Genomic DNA, 15,858 nt, shown 5'->3' with positions numbered 1-15,858 from the left:
GCCGGCGCCTATTCCTGCCGCGTGCGGTCTTGCGCTGCCTGCGGCGCCAGATGCGCGGGCAGGGCGATGGGCAGGTCCAGCAGGAACCCCGCCAGCGACTTCCCGTGCGAGTCCAGGTTCAGGGAGTCGTTGACCCCGCCATCCAGCACGTGGTCGATGACGAAGTTCATGGCGTACAGCCGCGGCAGCAGGTGCCGGGTGATGGTCCCGGGCTGGCGATGCGCGTAGACCGCGCGCACCGCCTCCGGCGTCACCTGTTCGACCAGGATGTCGTAATACTCCGGCCGGTAGGCAATGACGCTGATGTTGCATCGATCGCCCTTGTCGCCGGTGCGGCCATGGGCGATGTCATAGAGCCGGACCGCCACGGTGGCGGCGCCGGGAACAGGCGTGGTGGCGGAAGCGTTCATGGGAGGATCTCGTAGGACGCCTGGACCAGGTCGCGGTCGATATAGCCGGAGCGGGTTTCCAGGCGCGGCCGTATGGCGGTGCGCACGCCGCCGCCGCCGGCCGGGCCGCAGCAATAGAGCGCGTTGACCTCGCGCGTCAGGGCCTCGGCGTCGTCGCGCCGGGCGAAGCTGGCGGCCAGGCGCAGGCGGACGTCGCGCGCGCCGCCGTCGGGACGTTGCGCAAGCAGGCTGCCGCGGTCGTCGGCGAGGACGCTCAGCACGCCGATCAGGTCGACGCGCAGGCGGTGCGCCCGATCGCCCAGGCGGGCGCGCACCACGTCGGCGGCCAGCCGCGCGCGCGACTCCGCGCGCGGGCCGCCGTAGGAAATCTCCGCCTCGGCCAGCCAGCCGCCCTCGTAGTAGGCATTGACCTTGAGCGTGCGCGGACGCGCATGGCCGCGCACGCCGGACAGCGCGACGGTGTCCGGCCCGGTTTCGGTGATCCGCGCCTGCGAGATGTCGGCGACGACGTCCGGCGTCAGGTACGAGGCCGGATCGTGGACTTCGTAGAGCAGTTGTTCGGTGACGGTCCGGCGGTCGACGACGCCGCCCGTGCCTTCGGCCTTGCCGATTTCACAAGCGCCGTCGGCGTCGATGCGGGCAATGGGGAAACCCACGTGCGCGAGATCGGGAACGTCCTTGTAGCCCGGGTCGGCGAAATACCCGCCCGAGACCTGGGAGCCGCATTCGAGCAGGTGGCCGGCCATGGTGGCGGGCCCCAGGCGCTCCCAGTCGGCGGGATCCCAGCCGTAATGCGCCATGGCCGGTCCCAGCACCAGCGAAGGATCGGCCACGCGGCCGGTGACGACGATGTCCGCGCCGTCGCGCAGGGCGGCGGCGATGGGCTCCGCGCCCAGGTAGGCATTGGCGCTGAGCAACTGGCCCTCGTGCGTCAGGCCCGCCTGCGCCAGCAGCTCGGCGCTGTCCGGCCGCGCCGTCAGGTCGTCGCCCTTGACGACGGCGATGCGCGGCGCGCGCAAGCCAGCCTGGCGCGCCAGTTCGGTGATGCGCCGCGCGGCGCCGGCCGGATTGGCCTGGCCGAAATTGCTGACGATGGCGATGCGGTGTTCCAGGCAGGGGCCGAGGATGGGCGGCAGGAAGAGATCGAGCAGCGGTTCGTAGCCCTTGTCGGGGTTCGCGCGGCGCGCGATCTGAGCCAGCGCCAGGGTGCGCTCGGCCAGGGTCTCGAAAATGAGCGCCCGTTGCCCCTCGCGGCGGCGCAGGGTGTCGACCACGGGGATGGCCGCGTCGATACGGTCGCCGGAAAACCCGGCGCCGCAGCCTACCCACAGGGGGAGTTTGCCCATGCTTGCGTCTCGCTCACGTTATTCGAGGAATGACCGATTGTCGGCAGGAGAGGGGCCAGAAGTAAAATCGAAAATTCAGAATAATTGATTTGAAAGGCCGATGATGGGCGGGGCGGCGCGGCGGCGTTTCAACCGGCCGGTTCCTGCCCTCCAGCCCCGCCCAGCGCCCGGACGTGCTCCCCCAGCATGTCGTGCAGCGCCTGCGCCGGCATCGACAGCTCCTTGTTCTTGCGGCTGAGGATGTAGATCTCCCGCGTCAGCGGCAGGCCGCCCAGGTCGCGGATGGCCAGCGCCGGCCGCCGGAACTGGTACAGCGTCAGCGTGGGCACCACGGTGATGCCGACGTTGTTCTCCACCATGGCGCTGACGGTGGCCAGGTGTTCGAGCTCCAGCACGTTGTTCAACTCGTGCTTGCCGAAGGCGGCGTCCAGCGACTGCCGCACGCTGCTGTGCCTGACGAAGTTGATGAAGGGATAGCGGGCGATCTGCTCCAGCGTGACCGCCTTGCGGGTGGTGGCCAGCGGATGCCCGCGCGGACAGACCAGGTGGAAGCGGTCCGTCCATAGCAGCTCGCGCCGCAGGTCCGGCGCGTAATGGTCGGTGGTGGCCAGCGCGAAGTCGATTTCGCCATGGGTCAGCAGCTCCACGCATTGCTGCGACATGCCGTCGCTGACGGCGGTGGTGACGGCGGGATATTCCTCGCGGAAGCGGCGCAGCACGGGCGGCAGCCAATTGGCGGCGATGGAGGGCAGGGCGGCCACGTGCACCTTGCCGACGCGGCCGGTGGCGTAGTCGCGCAGGTCGCGCAGCGCGGTCTCGGTCTCGAACAGCGTGCGGCGCGCGAAGGCGTCGAACAGGCGGCCGAAGGGCGTCAGCTCCACGTTGCGGGTATTGCGCACGAACAACTGCGCGCCGAGCTCTTCTTCCAGGGACTTGACCAGGGCGCTGAAGGCGGGCTGCGACAGGCCGATGTCCGCCGCCGCCCGCGTGAAATTGCCGTGGTCGGCGGCGGCCACGAAGGCGCGCAACTGCCGGGTCGAAAGATTCATCTGGAAAACCGATGGAGGAAGGGGATTGTTCTATTTTATTTCTATCGGGGAAAAACCGTCCGCCGCTTCCTTAATCCCTTTAATCCCCTTAATCCTCAGCGGGCTTCATAGACTTCGTCCGCCGCCAGCAGGACGTCGACGGGCGGGTCGAAGCCGATCACGCGGGCGGTTTCGAGATTCAGGGCGATGGTGGCCGGATCGCGCCATATCTGCTTGAGCTGCCGCGGCTGGGCGCCGTTGAAAATGCGCGCGATGGTCTCGGCGAAGAACAGGCCGAGGGCCGTATGGTCCGATTGGGCCAGGCTCATCAATATGCCGTGCCGCACGTCTTCCGAGCCGTGCATGGAGAAGCTCGGCACCTTGGCCTCGCGCAGCACCTGCGCCACGCGCCCGATGGTCAGGGGAGTGATGCCGATATGCGTGGAGACGTAGACCGCGTCCACCTGCGCGCTGGTTTCCCGATAGCAGGCCACCACGTTGCGGACGGCCGTGTCGGCGTCCAGGCCCTGGGCGCGCGCATCGCAGTGGACCAGGGTGAAGCCGAGTTCGCCCGCCAGGCGCTCGATGGCGTCCACGGCGCTGAAGATCCGCCCTTCCTGCGTGTTCTCGTAGACCAGGCCCAGGGTCTTGAAGGGCACCGTGTCGTAGAACAGGCGCAGTTGGCGCGCATAGCGTTCCGGGTAGATGTGCACGAACAGATTGTCCAGGCCGCTGTCCTTGGCGCTCTTGACGATGTGCGCGGCCACCGCGTCGCTGGTCGACGCGACGATGGTGGGAACCGGCGCGCCCAGGGCCACCATGTCCTGGCCCGCCAGGGTGCCCATGGCGACGATCAGGTCGATATCGTGGCGCTCGTTCAGGCGCTCGGCGATGGCCTGCCGCATGGCCGGCCGGCGGCTGTTGTCGAAATTGCCGGGGCTCCACCAGGCGTCGGCGACGAATTCCAGCACGTCGCTGTGCGTATTGGACGCGAGGAATTCCCAGGTTTCGCGGTCGGACAATCCGTCCGGGATGGGCGGGACGCTCAGCCAGCCCAACGCCTGCAGGCCGTCGACGATGACGCGCAGGATGCGCTGGTAGTTGTAATGCTCGCCGCTGGCCACGTAGGCGATGCGCCACTTCGCCCCGTCCGGCCGCCGGCGCGGCGAGGTGGGGATGTTGCGGTTGCGGTTGGCCATCGGCCGGTGCAGGCGGGGCATCGCCGGCGGCGGCTGGGCCGCCGGCCCGGCGGGCGGGGCGGCGGATGGAGAGGCGGCGAGCAGCGCGCCGTCGCCGCATGCGGCGGGCGCGGCGGCGCAATGTCCGGGGAAGATCCCGCGAAGCGCGAGCAGCAGCGCCGCGGCGAGCAGCAGGGCGATCGGGAGGGCGATGGGAAGGCGAGGGCGGATGGCAGGCATGGAGAGGCGGGAACCGGTTCGTCGCGGGGGGATGGTCACGGACGGCGAATCACGATCAAGGTGATGTCGTCCGATTGCTCGGCGCCGGCCGCGTAGTGCTTGAGGTCCTCGACGAGGCCCAGCGCCAGCGCCGCCGACGACGTCGCGGGTTTCCTCAACCGCGCCAGCAGCCGCGTTTCGCCGTAGAGGCCGCCGCCGGGGCCGGCGGCTTCGGTCACGCCGTCGGTGTAGCCCACCAGGATTTCGCCGCGCTGCAATTGCGCGGCCAGCGGCCGATAGACGGTGTTGGGGATCACGCCGCACGCCGGTCCGCTGCGGTCGGTGAGCAGGCGGGCCTGGCCTTGCGCGTCGATGACGGCGGGCGGCGGATGGCCGGCGTTGGCCCAGCGCAGGTGGCCGTTGCGCAGGTCCAGCACGCCCAGCAGCAGCGTGACGAACATCATGTTGGGATTGTTTTCCGCCAGCCGGTTGTTGATCCGTTGCAGCATGCGCGCGGGATCGGTCTCGTCCTCGGCGGTGGCGCGTATCAGCGTGCGGGTGACGGCCATGAACAGCGCCGCCGGGACGCCCTTGTCGGAGCAGTCCCCGATGGCGATGCACATGCGGCCGTCGGGCAGCATGAAGTAGTCGTACAGATCGCCGCCCACCTCCTTGGCGGGCAGCATCAGCGCATACAGGTCGGCGCCGCCCAGCGCCGCGTCGGCCCGCGGCGGGGCCGGCAGCAGGCCGGTCTGGATCACCCGGGCGATGTTCAGTTCGCTTTCGTAGCGTTCGCGGGCGGAGGTCTCCTGCATCAGCCGGCCGATGTTCTCGCGCAGGCGGCGATTCATGAAAAGAAAGGAGGCGGCCAGCCGTCCGACTTCATCCTGCCGCTGTTGCGGCAGCGCGGCGATATGGTCGGGGACGTTGGCGGCGGCGGTCAGGTTCTGCTGCGGCAACCGGCGCGCGTAGCCGGTCAATTGCTCCAGCGGACGCACGATGCGGATGGCGAACATCCAGGCGAGCAGCAGCGCCAGCAGCAGCGTGCTGCCGAAGATCAGCGCCTGCCTGTGCAGCAAGGCCATGGCGGGCGCGGTGAAGTCGCTCTGCGGCACGACGGCGGCCAGCGTCCAGCCCAGCGGCTTGAAGCGCACCGCCTCGATGATCCAGCGGCCCTCGCCGTCGTCATAGTCCAGCCGGTCGGGGTGCTCGGAAGCGGTGATGCCTTGCAGGGTCTGCATCAGCGTAAGGCCCGTGCGGCGGTCCACGCCCACCTCCAGGCCGGTCTCGCGGGGCGGCGGCGCGACCATGCCGCCGTCGTCGGCCAGGATGAACATGCAGCCGGAGCGGGCCAGCGTCAATTCGTTCAAGGTTTCCCGCAGGGCCGTATTCATCTGCTGGCGGCGCATCTCCACCTGGTCGATGACGTCCTGCACGCTGTCGCTGACCACCACCACCCAGTCCCAGGGCGCGAAGTAGCCGAAGTAGGCGTAGCGGGTCTCTCCCCGCGCGCCGGGCGGCTCGTCGCTTTCCCCGGCATGGGCGAGGGAGGGCGGCTCGGGCTTGCGGTACATGGCGAAGCCGCGGCCCAGGGCGCGGCTTTCGTCATACATGGCCTGGGCCAGCGGCCTGCCCTTGAAGTCGGTCAGGCCGGTCAGGTCCTCGCCTATCCAGCGCCGGTCGCCGGAGGCGATGACGCGGCCATTGGCGTCATAGATGGCGGCGTAGCGCGGACGTCCCAGGGGCATTTCGTTGATCCAGGCGCGCGCCGTGCGCTTGGCTTCTTCCTCGGTGAAGACGCCGCGGCGGGCGAGTTCGGCGAACTCCCTGAGCACCGACTGCACCGTCCCGCCGAGCTGCTGCAGTTGCCGCCGTCCGCCGCGCACGGCCGTGATCTTGTCGTTCAACAGGGCGGCCCAGCGCGCCTCGATGTCCCGCCGCACCAGGTCCACGGCATTGCCCACCGCGTGGGCCTCGCTGGTGGAGACGGTCTGCGTCACGTCGCTGCGGCTGACCACCATGACGAAGGCGGCGATGACCAGCAGCAGGGCGACGATCAACAGGAAGATCTTGCCGCGCAGCGAACGTAGCGGCTTGAAGGAGTGAAGCAGCGTGATCACGATGCGCGGATCGGCACGCGGCCCGTCAGGCCGGTGAGCAGTTCGGGGGCGATGCCGCCGCAAGCCGCCGCCACGTGCTCCGCGGGCAATTCCGGCACGCCCCACAGCACCACCGGCGTTCCGGCCGTGGCCTCCGGGTGGTCGCCCAGGTCCACCAGCAGGAAGTCCATCGTCACCAGTCCCAGGCCGCGCGCCGGCCGGCCGTTCACGAGGACCGGCAGGCCGATGGGCGGACGGCTGGGATAGCCGTCGGCGTAGCCGCAACCGACCAGGCCCACGCGCATGGCGGCCGGGGCGACGAAGGCGCCGTGATAGCCGATGGAGGCGCCCGCCGCCAGTTCGCGCACGGCGGCCACGCGGGCATGCAGGGACATGGCCGGGCGCAGGCCCAGGCTGGCGCCGTCCCTGTCCGGCAAGGGGCTGAGACCGTACAGCAGCCGGCCGGGACGAACCCAGTCGGTGCCGGCGGTATGCGCGGGATGGCACAGGATGGCGGCGGAATTGCAGGTGCTGCGCGGCCCCGGCAGCGCCGCCGTCAAGGCGCGGAAGCGCGCCTCGGCCGCCGCGATGCCGGTGGGCGTGTCGGCCGAGGCATAGTGCAGCAGGTGTCCGATGCCGGCGATGTCGCCGCGCGCCAGCCAGGGCGCGCAGCGCGCATAGGCAGCCTGGTAGGCGCCGTAGTCCAGGCCCAGGTAGCCGAGGTCGCCGATGTAGCGCAGCCAGATCCAGGGCGGCGGGCAGCCCAAAGGCCGCGCTTCCAGCCAGTCGAGTTGCGCCGCGTGGTTGATCGCCAGGTGCAGGCCGGGCTGGTCCAGTTGCGCGGCTTCGGCGCTGTCCCGCAGGCCGGCGAGGACCAGGATGGGGCCTTGCCAACCGGCCTCGCGGCAGACGGTGACGTCGGCCAGTTGCGATACCAGCAGGCCGTCGGCGCCGGCGAGCGCGGGCACGACGTTGCGGATGCCGTGGCCGTAGGCGTCCGCCTTCAGCGGCGCCCAGATGCGCGGGCCGCCGGCCGTCGATCCGCCCTTGTCCAGGCGGCGCCGCACGTGTTCCAGGTTGTGCGCGATGGCGGCGCGATCCACCCGCGCCATGACGCGCGCGCCGGCCGAGCCTATCGTGGAATGGAACATCATGAGAGGCCCTTGGTGTCGGGGTTGTTTGGAATTGGAAACATCTAAGTGGATGCATCCCGATTCCGGTTCCCCGCGGGCCTTGCGACGGCGGCCTCTCCCGCGCCGGCCGCGGAGACCGGCCGGTTTTTCCGGCCGATCTTTCCTATTCCGCGGACGCGACCAGCGTCAGGCAGTTCTCCGCGCCCTCGCGCCGGTAGCGGATGTCCTTCAGGTAGTGCCGCATCAGGCGCAAGCCGTGGCCGCCTTCCTCGGATTCGTCCAGGCTGCCGGCGAGCGCCGCGGCGATGGGCAGGGTGGGATCGTAGGGGTGGCCGTTGTCGCGGATGTCGACGACCAGGTCGGCGCCGTGGCGCCGATAGGCCAGGCTGACCGCGGGCTGCGCCTTGCGCGCGCCGGCGAAGGCGTAGGAGACGATATTGGTCAGCGCCTCGTCGACGCTGAGCGTCAGGCCGAAGCCGGCGCGCTCGGGCCACGCTTCGCGCCGGGCGAGGTCGGCCAGCCAGTGCAGGGCCTGGGCGACGGCAGTGTCGTCGGGGACGACATGGAGCGTGTCAGTAAGGGCGGGCATGGCGGCGTGTCGGCGTGAGAGTGAACCAGGAATGAGCTTCTGCCACATAACGGAATTTTGGAGCGGCGGCGATAGCGGCGCGAGCCAGGGTCGAATCCAGGCCGGCGGCAACGTTGCGGCGCGCGCCCACACAGGAGCATTTCCCCATGAGTCTCACCACGGCCCGAATCGGCTCCATCCTCATCGTTTCTCCCGAAGGACAGATCAACAGCGCGAACGCCGCCGCCATCGAGGCGGAACTCATTTCCCTGGTCGACGGGCGGCAGCGGCAGGTCGTGCTGGACATGTCCCGGCTGAACTACATTTCCAGCGCCGGCCTGCGCGTGGTGCTGGGGCTGGCCAAGCGCCTGAAGCAGCAGGAAGGGGCCCTGGTGCTGTGCGACATGTCGCCGCACGTGCGCGAGGTATTCGACGTCAGCGGCTTCCTGGCGATCCTCACCGTGACGGATACGCGCGAACAGGCGGTCGCGCGCCTGGCGGCCGATTGAACGCCGCCCCGTCGGTCACGCGCGCGGCAGCGGCGCCTGCACGGCTTCCATATAGCGCGCCAGATAGGTATCGAAATCGACGTCGTCGGCCGCCTCGATGGCCTGCTGTTCCGCCGCGGAGGCGCGCGCCCATTCGTGGTACTGCGCCATTTTCTCGGCGGGCAAGGGCGTCGCCCGTAGCGCCTGTGCGTGCGCCTGGCTTTGCGCCAGCGTGAATTCGTGGAAGGACGCGCCGGCGCCGCGCATGTCGTCCAGCAGGCGCGCGGACGGCGTCGAGTCGGGGTGGGCCATTTTTTCGGTTTGGGCCGCCACCGCTTGCCGGTAGGCGTCGCCGCCGTAGGTCTCGTCCAGCAGTTCGGCGTAGGGCGCGATGCGGTCCAGCAGCTCGCGGCCCCAGTCGTCCAGCGCGAGGGGCGTGCCTTCGCGGCTCAGTTGCAGCCCCGGCCGGCGGCCTTCGGTCACCACCACGCCGAAATTGTCGGCGCTGTGCTGGCAGAAGCCGTTGACGGGGAAGTAGGGGCTTTCGCTGGCGGCGCAGAAGAGCAGGAAGGCGTCGACGAAACGGCTGGTGGCCGCGGAGATGCCGACGGGCGCGTAGGGGTCTATGTCCAGGCAGCGCACTTCCACGTACTGCACGCCGCGTTCGGCCAGCGCCGTGAGCGGGCGTTCGCCGCGGCGCGTGGCGCGCTTGGGACGGATGCTGGAGTAGTACTCGTTTTCGATCTGGAGGATGTTGGTGTTGAGCTGGATCCACTGGCCGTCGCGGTGGGTGCCGATGCGGCGATAGGGTTCCCAGGGCTGCGTCACCGCGGCGTGCAGGCGGTCCAGGAAGGTGGACAGGTCGTTGTAGCAGAGCTTGAGCTGCGACTGCGCCTTGTTCTGGTAGCCCAGGTCGCTCATGCGCAGGCTGGTGGCGTAAGGCAGGTACAGGGTCTGCGCATCGAAGGCCTTCAGCGGATGTTCGCGGCCGCGCAGGAAATCGCGCGATAGCGCCGGCGCGGCGCCGAACAGATACATCAGCAGCCAGGAGTAGCGCGTGAAGTTGCGGATGAGGCCGATATAGCCGGCGGAGCGGCGCGCCTGGTCGCTGGCGCCGGGCTGCTCCAGCACTTCCCACAGGCGGTCGTCCAGCGAGAAGTTGTAGTGCACGCCGGCGATGCATTGCATGGTCTTGCCGTAGCGTTCCGCCAGGCCCCGGCGGTAGACGTGCTTCAGGGTCCCGGTGTTGGAGGCGCCGTACCAGGCGATGGGGATGTCGGCCTCCGGCGGCAGTTCCGCCGGCATGGACTGGTTCCAGATGACCTCGTCGCCCAGACAGGCATAGACGTAGCGATGCGTGTCCTCGAGTTCGCCGATGAGGCCGGGGACGTCGTTGCGGGTGCCGGTGATCAGCTCCAGCAGGGATTCCGAATAGTCGGTGGTGATGTGTTCGTTGGTGAGCGCGGAGCCCAGCAGCGCCGGATGGGGCGTGCGCGCCAGGCGGCCTTGCGCATCCACGCGCAGCCCCTCTTTTTCGATGCCGCGCAAGGTGAGGCCCAGGAGTTCACGATGGTCTCGCAGGCGAGCGAGGCGAAGGGAGGATAGGTCGGTCACGGCGCGCTTTATGAAAATAGGCGATAAGGATGGAGATTTTACGGGCTATCCCGGGGTGGGCGCGGAGTAACCTGCATCGCCCGGGGACAATCCCGGCCGCCGGCGTCGCGTTCCCGAGGTCCGCTTCCCCCGGAAATCGCGCCTTCGCGCGCAGGGCGGCGCCGCGCATCCTGGCGGCCGCCACGGCGATCTTCCGGGCCGCGACGCTGGCGTATTATCGGTGCTTTCCCCGCCGACCCGCCATGATCCCCTGGCCCGCCCTTCCATCGCTGAGCTTCGCCCGACGCCCGTTCCGGGCCGGCATCCTGCCGGCCATGGCGCTGGCGGGCATGTTGGCGGCCGTGCTGAGCGCCTGTAGCCCGACCTACGATTGGCGCGAACTGGAGGTGGCCGACGGCGCCGCCCGGGCCGCCTTTCCGGCGCGGATGCGGAAGGAAAGCCGCGATATCGCCCTGGACGGCGCTTCCCTGGCCTATACGCTGGAGGCGGCGCGGGTCGACCAGGCGGTCTTCGCCGTCGGCCATGCTTCGCTGGCCGGGCTGCCCGACGCGCGCCGGGAGGCGCTGGCCAAGGCGCTCGTGCGCGCCCTGTACCGCAACCTGAAGGCGGAGCCGCCGGCCGATCTGCCGCCCGCCGGCTCGGATATCTCGGTGCGGGGCGAGGCAGGCGGCAAGCCCGTCCTGCTGCTGGCGCGGGTATGGGTGCGGGGGGACCTGCTTATCGAGGCGGTGGCAACCGGACCGGCGGACAAGCTGCCACCGGCCGAGGCGGAAACCTTCGTCCATTCGCTGCGCTTTCGCCAGTGAGACCGCGCCCGGCGGCGTCTTCCGCCGGCCGTGGGCCCTGCGGCCCGTGCGGGCCGTGCGGGCCGAGGTCCAGCAGGCCCATGGCCAGCGCGGTGACCGCCGCCGCGCGCCGGTTGCGGGCCGACAGCTTGCGGCAGGCGTTCTGCAGGTGGAAATTGACGGTTCTTTCGCGGATGCCGAGCAAGGGGCCGATTTCGCGGCTGGACTTGCCCAGCGCCGCCCACTGCAGGCAGGCGCGCTCCCGGATCGACAATGCGCGTCTGGTCATGACGTTAACCGTGTAGGTGTGTGATCGGTATCCGGCCCTGGCGGGACGCGAGCGCCGGCAGCGGCATGGCGCCGAGGCCTTCGATCGGCGCCATGCCGGCCATCTTGCCGCGTTTCCAGGTCCGCGGCCAGCATTGATCCAGGCGCGGTTCATGGCGCGATTCGCGCGGGCAGGCGAATCACGCTTGCGCGGGGCGGCCCGTGCCCATGGCCCTGGTGTTAGAATCCCTGATCAATTCGTTCGGCGCCGATTTGCCTGATCCGCTTGCGGGCGCCTCATAAATCCAGCTAAAGAGGTCTGCATGACTGCAACCATCCCGCATCCGGCTGTCGGCGCCGCAACGCCCGACGCCAACCCGGCGCAGGCCGGCGCCCAGATCGCCGCCGACCCCGCCGTTTCCAGTTCCCCCCTTTCCGGCGCCGCGTCCGCGCCGCCGGTTTCACCCGGTTCCGTCGGCCACGTCGCGCCGGTGTTCCTGGCGTTCGACACCCCCTTGCCGCTGGCCAGCGGGCAATCCCTGGCGCGCTACGAGCTGGCGGTCGAGACCTATGGCACGCTGAACGCCGCGCGCACCAATGCCGTGTTGATCTGCCATGCGCTGAATGCCTCGCATCACGTCGCGGGCATCAATAGCGCGAATCCCAAGGACATCGGCTGGTGGGACAACATGGTGGGCCCCGGCAAGCCGGTGGACACCGACCGCTTTTTCGTCATCGGCGTCAACAACCTGGGCTCCTGCTTCGGTTCCACCGGGCCCGCCTCGATCAATCCCGATACCGGCGCCCCCTGGGGCGCGGCCTTTCCGGTCCTGACCGTGGAAGACTGGGTGCATGCGCAGGCGCGCGTCGCCGATCATTTCGGCATCCAGCGCTTCGCCGCGGTGATGGGCGGCTCGCTGGGCGGCATGCAGGCCCTGGGCTGGGCCACCGTCTGCCCCGAGCGGGTGGCGCACTGCGTGGTCATCGCCAGCACGCCGCGCCTGTCGGCGCAGAACATCGCCTTCAATGAAGTGGCGCGGCGCGCCATCATCACCGATCCGGATTTCCACGGCGGCGACTATTACGCGCACGGCACGGTGCCGGGACGCGGCCTGTCGGTGGCCCGCATGATCGGCCATATCACCTATCTGTCGCAGGACGACATGGCCGAGAAGTTCGGCCGCAACCAGCGCGCGCCCGGCGCGGATGGCGCATACCGCTACGGCTACGACGTCGAGTTCGAGGTCGAGTCCTACCTGCGCTATCAAGGCGAAAAGTTTTCGCGCTATTTTGACGCGAACACCTATTTGCTGATCACGCGCGCCCTGGACTATTTCGATCCCGCCCGCACGCATGGCGGCGACCTGGCGCGGGCGCTTTCGCCGGCGCGGTCCGGCTTCCTGCTGGTGTCCTTCTCAACCGATTGGCGCTTCCCGCCGGAATGCTCGCGCGAGATCGTGCGCGCGCTGCTGAAGAACGGCCGGCCGGTGACCTACGCGGAAATCGACGCGCCGCACGGTCACGACGCCTTCCTGCTGGACGACGAGCGGTATCACGCGGTGGTGCGGGCCTACTACGACCGCATCGCCCGCGAACTGGGGCTGCCGGAGCGCGCCGCCGCGCTCCCGGCCGTGGGCGCGGCGGCGCCGGGAGGAGAGCGGTGATGGATGGATCTTCCTTGTCCCCGGGACACGGCGAGTTGCGCAACGACCTGGCGCGCATCGCGAGCTGGATCGAGCCGGGATCGCGCGTGCTGGACCTGGGCTGCGGCGACGGCGAATTGCTGGCGCACCTGCGGGACGAACGCCAGGTCAACGGCGCCGGCGTGGAAATCGACGACCATTCCGTCATCGCCTGCGTGCGGCGCGGGGTCAACGTCATCCAGCAGAACCTGGAGGAAGGGCTGGCGCTCTTCGACGCGGGGCAGTTCGACACCGTGGTGCTGTCGCAGACGCTGCAGTCCATGCGCCACACCGAGCACATCCTGCGGGAAATGGCGCGCGTGGCGCGCTACGGCGTGGTGTCCTTCCCCAACTTCGGCTACTGGCCGCACGGCTGGGCTATCCTGCGGGGGCGCATGCCGGTCACGGGACAGATGCCCTACGCCTGGTACAACACGCCCAACATCCACTTGTGCACGCTGCGCGATTTCGAGAGCCTGGCGCGTCAACTGGGCCTGCGCATACTAGAACGCGCCACCTTCAACCACGACCGCGAGGTGCGCCTGCTGCCCGGCTGGCGTAGTACCCTGGCGCTCTATCGTTTCGCCGCCGGCTGAGCCCGCGCGGCCGGGTCAGGGAGTTCCGATATTTCCGTCGTCGCCAACATCTACACCAGCCGCCGCGTCGCCCCTTTGCTGGTGCTCGGTTTTTCCAGCGGGTTGCCGCTCGCCCTGACCGGCGGCACCTTGCAGGCCTGGGCCACGGTCGAGGGCGTATCGCTGCAGGACATCGGTTTCCTGACGCTCGTGGGCACGGCCTACACCCTGAAATTCCTCTGGGCGCCGCTGGTCGACCGCTACGTGCCGCCTTTCCTGGGCCGCCGCCGCGGCTGGATGGCGCTGACCCAGGCGTTGCTGGGGCTGGGCATCGCCGGCATGGCGCTGCTGTCGCCGGGCAGCCACCTGCTGCCGCTGGCGCTGCTGGCGGTGGCGGTGGCCTTTCTCTCGGCGACCCAGGACATCGCCTTCGACGCCTACAGCACCGACGTGCTGCACAAGGAGGAACGCGGCGCCGGCGCGGCCGTCAAGGTGCTGGGCTATCGCATCGCCATGCTGGTGTCCGGCGGCCTGGCGCTGATCCTGGCGGACAGTTGGCTGGGCTGGCGCGCCACCTATGTGCTGATGGGCGTCTTGATGCTGCTTTGCGTGATCGGCACGCTATGGGGCCCGGAGCCCGAACACCCCGCGCCGCCGCCCCGCTCGCTCTCCGAGGCCGTGACCGAGCCCCTGCAGGAATTCTTCGGCCGGCACGGCGCCCTGACGGTGCTGCTGCTGATCGTCCTCTACAAGCTGGGCGACGCCTTCGCCGGGGCGCTGTCCACCACGTTCCTGCTGCGCGGCGCCGGGTTCTCGCCCACCGAAGTGGGCACGGTCAACAAGGTCCTGGGCCTGGCCTCCACCATCGTCGGGACGCTGGCCGGCGGCGCGCTGCTGGCGCGCGTCGGGCTGTACCGTTCGCTGATGTTGTTCGGCGTGCTGCAGGCGGTTTCGAATCTCGGGTATTGGATTGTCGCGGTCAGCCCCCATCATCTTTACACCATGGCGGCGGCGGTCGGTTTCGAGAACCTGTGCGGCGGCATGGGGACGGCCGCCTTCGTGGCCTTGCTGATGGCGCTGTGCAAGCAGGAGTTCTCCGCCACGCAGTTCGCGCTGCTGTCGGCCCTGTCGGCGGTGGGACGAACCTACCTGGCCGGGCCCCTGACGCCGGTGCTCGTCGGTAAACTGGGTTGGCCGGGCTTTTTCCTGGTCACGGTGCTGATCGCCTTGCCGGGGCTGGTCTTGCTGCGCCTGCGGCGCGGCGATATCGAGGCCCTGGACACCGACGCGGCGTGACGCGCCGGGGCGGGCCCTGAAAACCTAAGGGTTTGCCAGCAAAGCCGTCCCCGTGGCGCCCAAGCGGCCACGGGCAGTGTGATAATCGTTGCAAAGCATCCTGGAGCACGTCATGACAGCGCCCACGGAGTTTTCGGCATCGTCTTCCTCACCGGCCTCCCCCGTGGACGCCGCCCCGGCCCCCGGATCGGCCGCCCCGGACAGCCTAGCGCCGGATGGTCCTATCCTGCTGGCCACCGACCTCAGCGCGCGCTGCGACCGGGCGCTGGACCGCGCCGTGGTGCTGGCCAAGACGCGCGGCGTGCCCCTGATCGCGCTGCACGTCCTCGAATCGGCGCCCACCACCGCCAGCCCGTCGGCGCCGTCCTGGCGCCGCTTCAGCGAGGATCATCGCGAACTCGCGCGCTATCGCCTGGGACTGGACCTGGACGATCCCGCCCTGTCGGCCGATATCCATGTGGAAAGCGGGGATGTCTCCGACCGCATCGTCGAACTGGCGACGCGGCACGGATGCAGCCTGATCGTCACGGGGATCGCCCGCGACGAATCGCTGGGCAAGCTGCTGCTGGGCTCCACGGTCAAGAAGCTGGTGCGGCACGTGTCCGTGCCGGTGCTGGTGGTCAAGAACCGTCCGCACGGCGTGTACCGCGAGGCCGTGGTCGCCACCGATTTTTCGCCCGAGTCGCGGCATGCCTTGCGGATGGCCGCGGCCCTGTTCCCGAATACGTCCCTGCTGCTGTTCCACGCCTACGACACGCCTTTCGGCATGCGCCGCCTGGCCGAAGGCCTGGGCGACGACGCCCGGCGCGACGCGCAAAGGGAGATGGAGGAATTCCTGGCCGCCACGCCTGGCTTGCCGGCCGGGGTGCCGGCGCGCACGCTGGTCATGGATGGCGAACCTGAAACATTGCTTTCCGATTACGTGTTCGCGGAGCGTTGCGAAATGGTGGTGGCCGGCACGCGGCGCATCAAGGGCATCATGGGCGCCATGGTCGGCAGCGTCGCCGAGCGCTTGCTGGAGGCCTTGCCCTGCGACGTGCTGCTGGTGCGCGACGCCGGGCCGGACGCCAGGTGATCCGAAGCGCCGCGGCCGGTTTGCCCGGGCCGGCGGCGCAAGCGGTCCGATCGCCTGGGCGCGCGCGGCGCTTTGCAGTATCGACAGGGCCTGGC

At 69.6% G+C, this 15,858-nt stretch carries 15 protein-coding genes and 1 riboswitch; of the genes, 6 read left to right on the top strand and 9 right to left on the bottom strand.

Annotation, left to right across the window (positions count from 1 at the left end):
* Positions 1-8: 8 nt before the first annotated feature.
* The 7 genes from CAL29_RS27805 to CAL29_RS27775 all read right to left on the bottom strand — a co-directional run bounded on the left by CAL29_RS27805 (position 9) and on the right by CAL29_RS27775 (position 8,002).
* Positions 9-410 (bottom strand): AtuA-related protein, encoded by a 402-nt coding sequence (locus CAL29_RS27805; RefSeq protein ID WP_094856117.1) that lies wholly within the window; start codon positions 408-410, stop codon positions 9-11.
* Positions 407-1,756, bottom strand: coding sequence for an acyclic terpene utilization AtuA family protein (locus CAL29_RS27800; RefSeq protein WP_094856116.1), 1,350 nt, complete (start codon positions 1,754-1,756; stop codon positions 407-409). The genes CAL29_RS27805 and CAL29_RS27800 overlap by 4 nt, the downstream gene beginning before the upstream one ends.
* Before the next feature lie 128 nt (positions 1,757-1,884).
* Entirely contained in the window at positions 1,885-2,805 is a 921-nt protein-coding gene (locus tag CAL29_RS27795; RefSeq protein WP_094856115.1) for a LysR family transcriptional regulator, read from the bottom strand.
* A 95-nt stretch (positions 2,806-2,900) separates the two neighbouring features.
* The gene (locus CAL29_RS27790) at positions 2,901-4,202 is read right to left on the bottom strand and encodes an ABC transporter substrate-binding protein (protein ID WP_256977779.1); all 1,302 of its coding nucleotides are present in this window, start codon (positions 4,200-4,202) and stop codon (positions 2,901-2,903) included.
* Positions 4,203-4,237: 35 nt separating this feature from the next.
* The gene (locus tag CAL29_RS27785) at positions 4,238-6,301 is read right to left on the bottom strand and encodes a SpoIIE family protein phosphatase (RefSeq protein WP_256977778.1); all 2,064 of its coding nucleotides are present in this window, start codon (positions 6,299-6,301) and stop codon (positions 4,238-4,240) included.
* A complete protein-coding gene (alr, locus tag CAL29_RS27780) occupies positions 6,298-7,434 on the bottom strand; it encodes an alanine racemase (RefSeq protein WP_094856114.1) in 1,137 nt (378 codons plus the stop codon). The genes CAL29_RS27785 and alr overlap by 4 nt, the downstream gene beginning before the upstream one ends.
* Positions 7,435-7,576: 142 nt before the next feature.
* Positions 7,577-8,002 (bottom strand): ATP-binding protein, encoded by a 426-nt coding sequence (locus CAL29_RS27775; RefSeq protein WP_094856113.1) that lies wholly within the window; start codon positions 8,000-8,002, stop codon positions 7,577-7,579.
* Positions 8,003-8,148: 146 nt separating this feature from the next.
* Between CAL29_RS27775 and CAL29_RS27770 the strand changes: the two genes are divergently transcribed.
* Entirely contained in the window at positions 8,149-8,490 is a 342-nt protein-coding gene (locus CAL29_RS27770) for an STAS domain-containing protein (RefSeq protein ID WP_094856112.1), read from the top strand.
* A gap of 15 nt (positions 8,491-8,505) precedes the next feature.
* Here CAL29_RS27770 and gshA read toward each other — a convergent pair whose 3' ends face one another.
* The gene (gshA, locus tag CAL29_RS27765; RefSeq protein WP_094856111.1) at positions 8,506-10,083 is read right to left on the bottom strand and encodes a glutamate--cysteine ligase; all 1,578 of its coding nucleotides are present in this window, start codon (positions 10,081-10,083) and stop codon (positions 8,506-8,508) included.
* A gap of 242 nt (positions 10,084-10,325) precedes the next feature.
* On the opposite strand from gshA, the gene CAL29_RS27760 reads away from it, so the two are divergent.
* Positions 10,326-10,889: a hypothetical protein gene (locus CAL29_RS27760; RefSeq protein ID WP_094856110.1), complete on the top strand. Its 564-nt coding sequence runs from the start codon at positions 10,326-10,328 to the stop codon at positions 10,887-10,889.
* On the opposite strand, the gene CAL29_RS27755 is transcribed toward CAL29_RS27760, so the two are convergent.
* Complete coding sequence (locus tag CAL29_RS27755) at positions 10,801-11,157, bottom strand: helix-turn-helix domain-containing protein (RefSeq protein WP_094856109.1); 357 nt, start codon at positions 11,155-11,157, stop codon at positions 10,801-10,803. The genes CAL29_RS27760 and CAL29_RS27755 overlap by 89 nt on opposite strands.
* 233 nt (positions 11,158-11,390) lie before the next feature.
* Positions 11,391-11,469, top strand: a riboswitch (SAM riboswitch).
* Here CAL29_RS27755 and metX point away from each other — a divergent pair.
* From metX to CAL29_RS27735, 4 genes are all read left to right on the top strand, one after another.
* Positions 11,459-12,799: a homoserine O-succinyltransferase MetX gene (gene metX / locus CAL29_RS27750; RefSeq protein ID WP_094856108.1), complete on the top strand. Its 1,341-nt coding sequence runs from the start codon at positions 11,459-11,461 to the stop codon at positions 12,797-12,799. It overlaps the preceding riboswitch by 11 nt.
* A complete protein-coding gene (gene metW / locus CAL29_RS27745; protein ID WP_094856107.1) occupies positions 12,799-13,413 on the top strand; it encodes a methionine biosynthesis protein MetW in 615 nt (204 codons plus the stop codon). Before metX ends, metW begins: the two co-directional genes overlap by 1 nt.
* Before the next feature lie 30 nt (positions 13,414-13,443).
* Positions 13,444-14,688 (top strand): muropeptide transporter, encoded by a 1,245-nt coding sequence (locus tag CAL29_RS27740; protein WP_179284265.1) that lies wholly within the window; start codon positions 13,444-13,446, stop codon positions 14,686-14,688.
* 112 nt (positions 14,689-14,800) lie between these two features.
* Positions 14,801-15,763, top strand: coding sequence for a universal stress protein (locus CAL29_RS27735; RefSeq protein ID WP_094856953.1), 963 nt, complete (start codon positions 14,801-14,803; stop codon positions 15,761-15,763).
* Positions 15,764-15,858: the final 95 nt, after the last annotated feature.

Source organism: Bordetella genomosp. 10 (genome assembly GCF_002261225.1).
Taxonomy (GTDB): Bacteria; Pseudomonadota; Gammaproteobacteria; order Burkholderiales; family Burkholderiaceae_B; genus Bordetella_C.
Note: the sequence above shows the minus strand (reverse complement) of the source record. Positions and strands in the feature narration are given on the sequence as shown.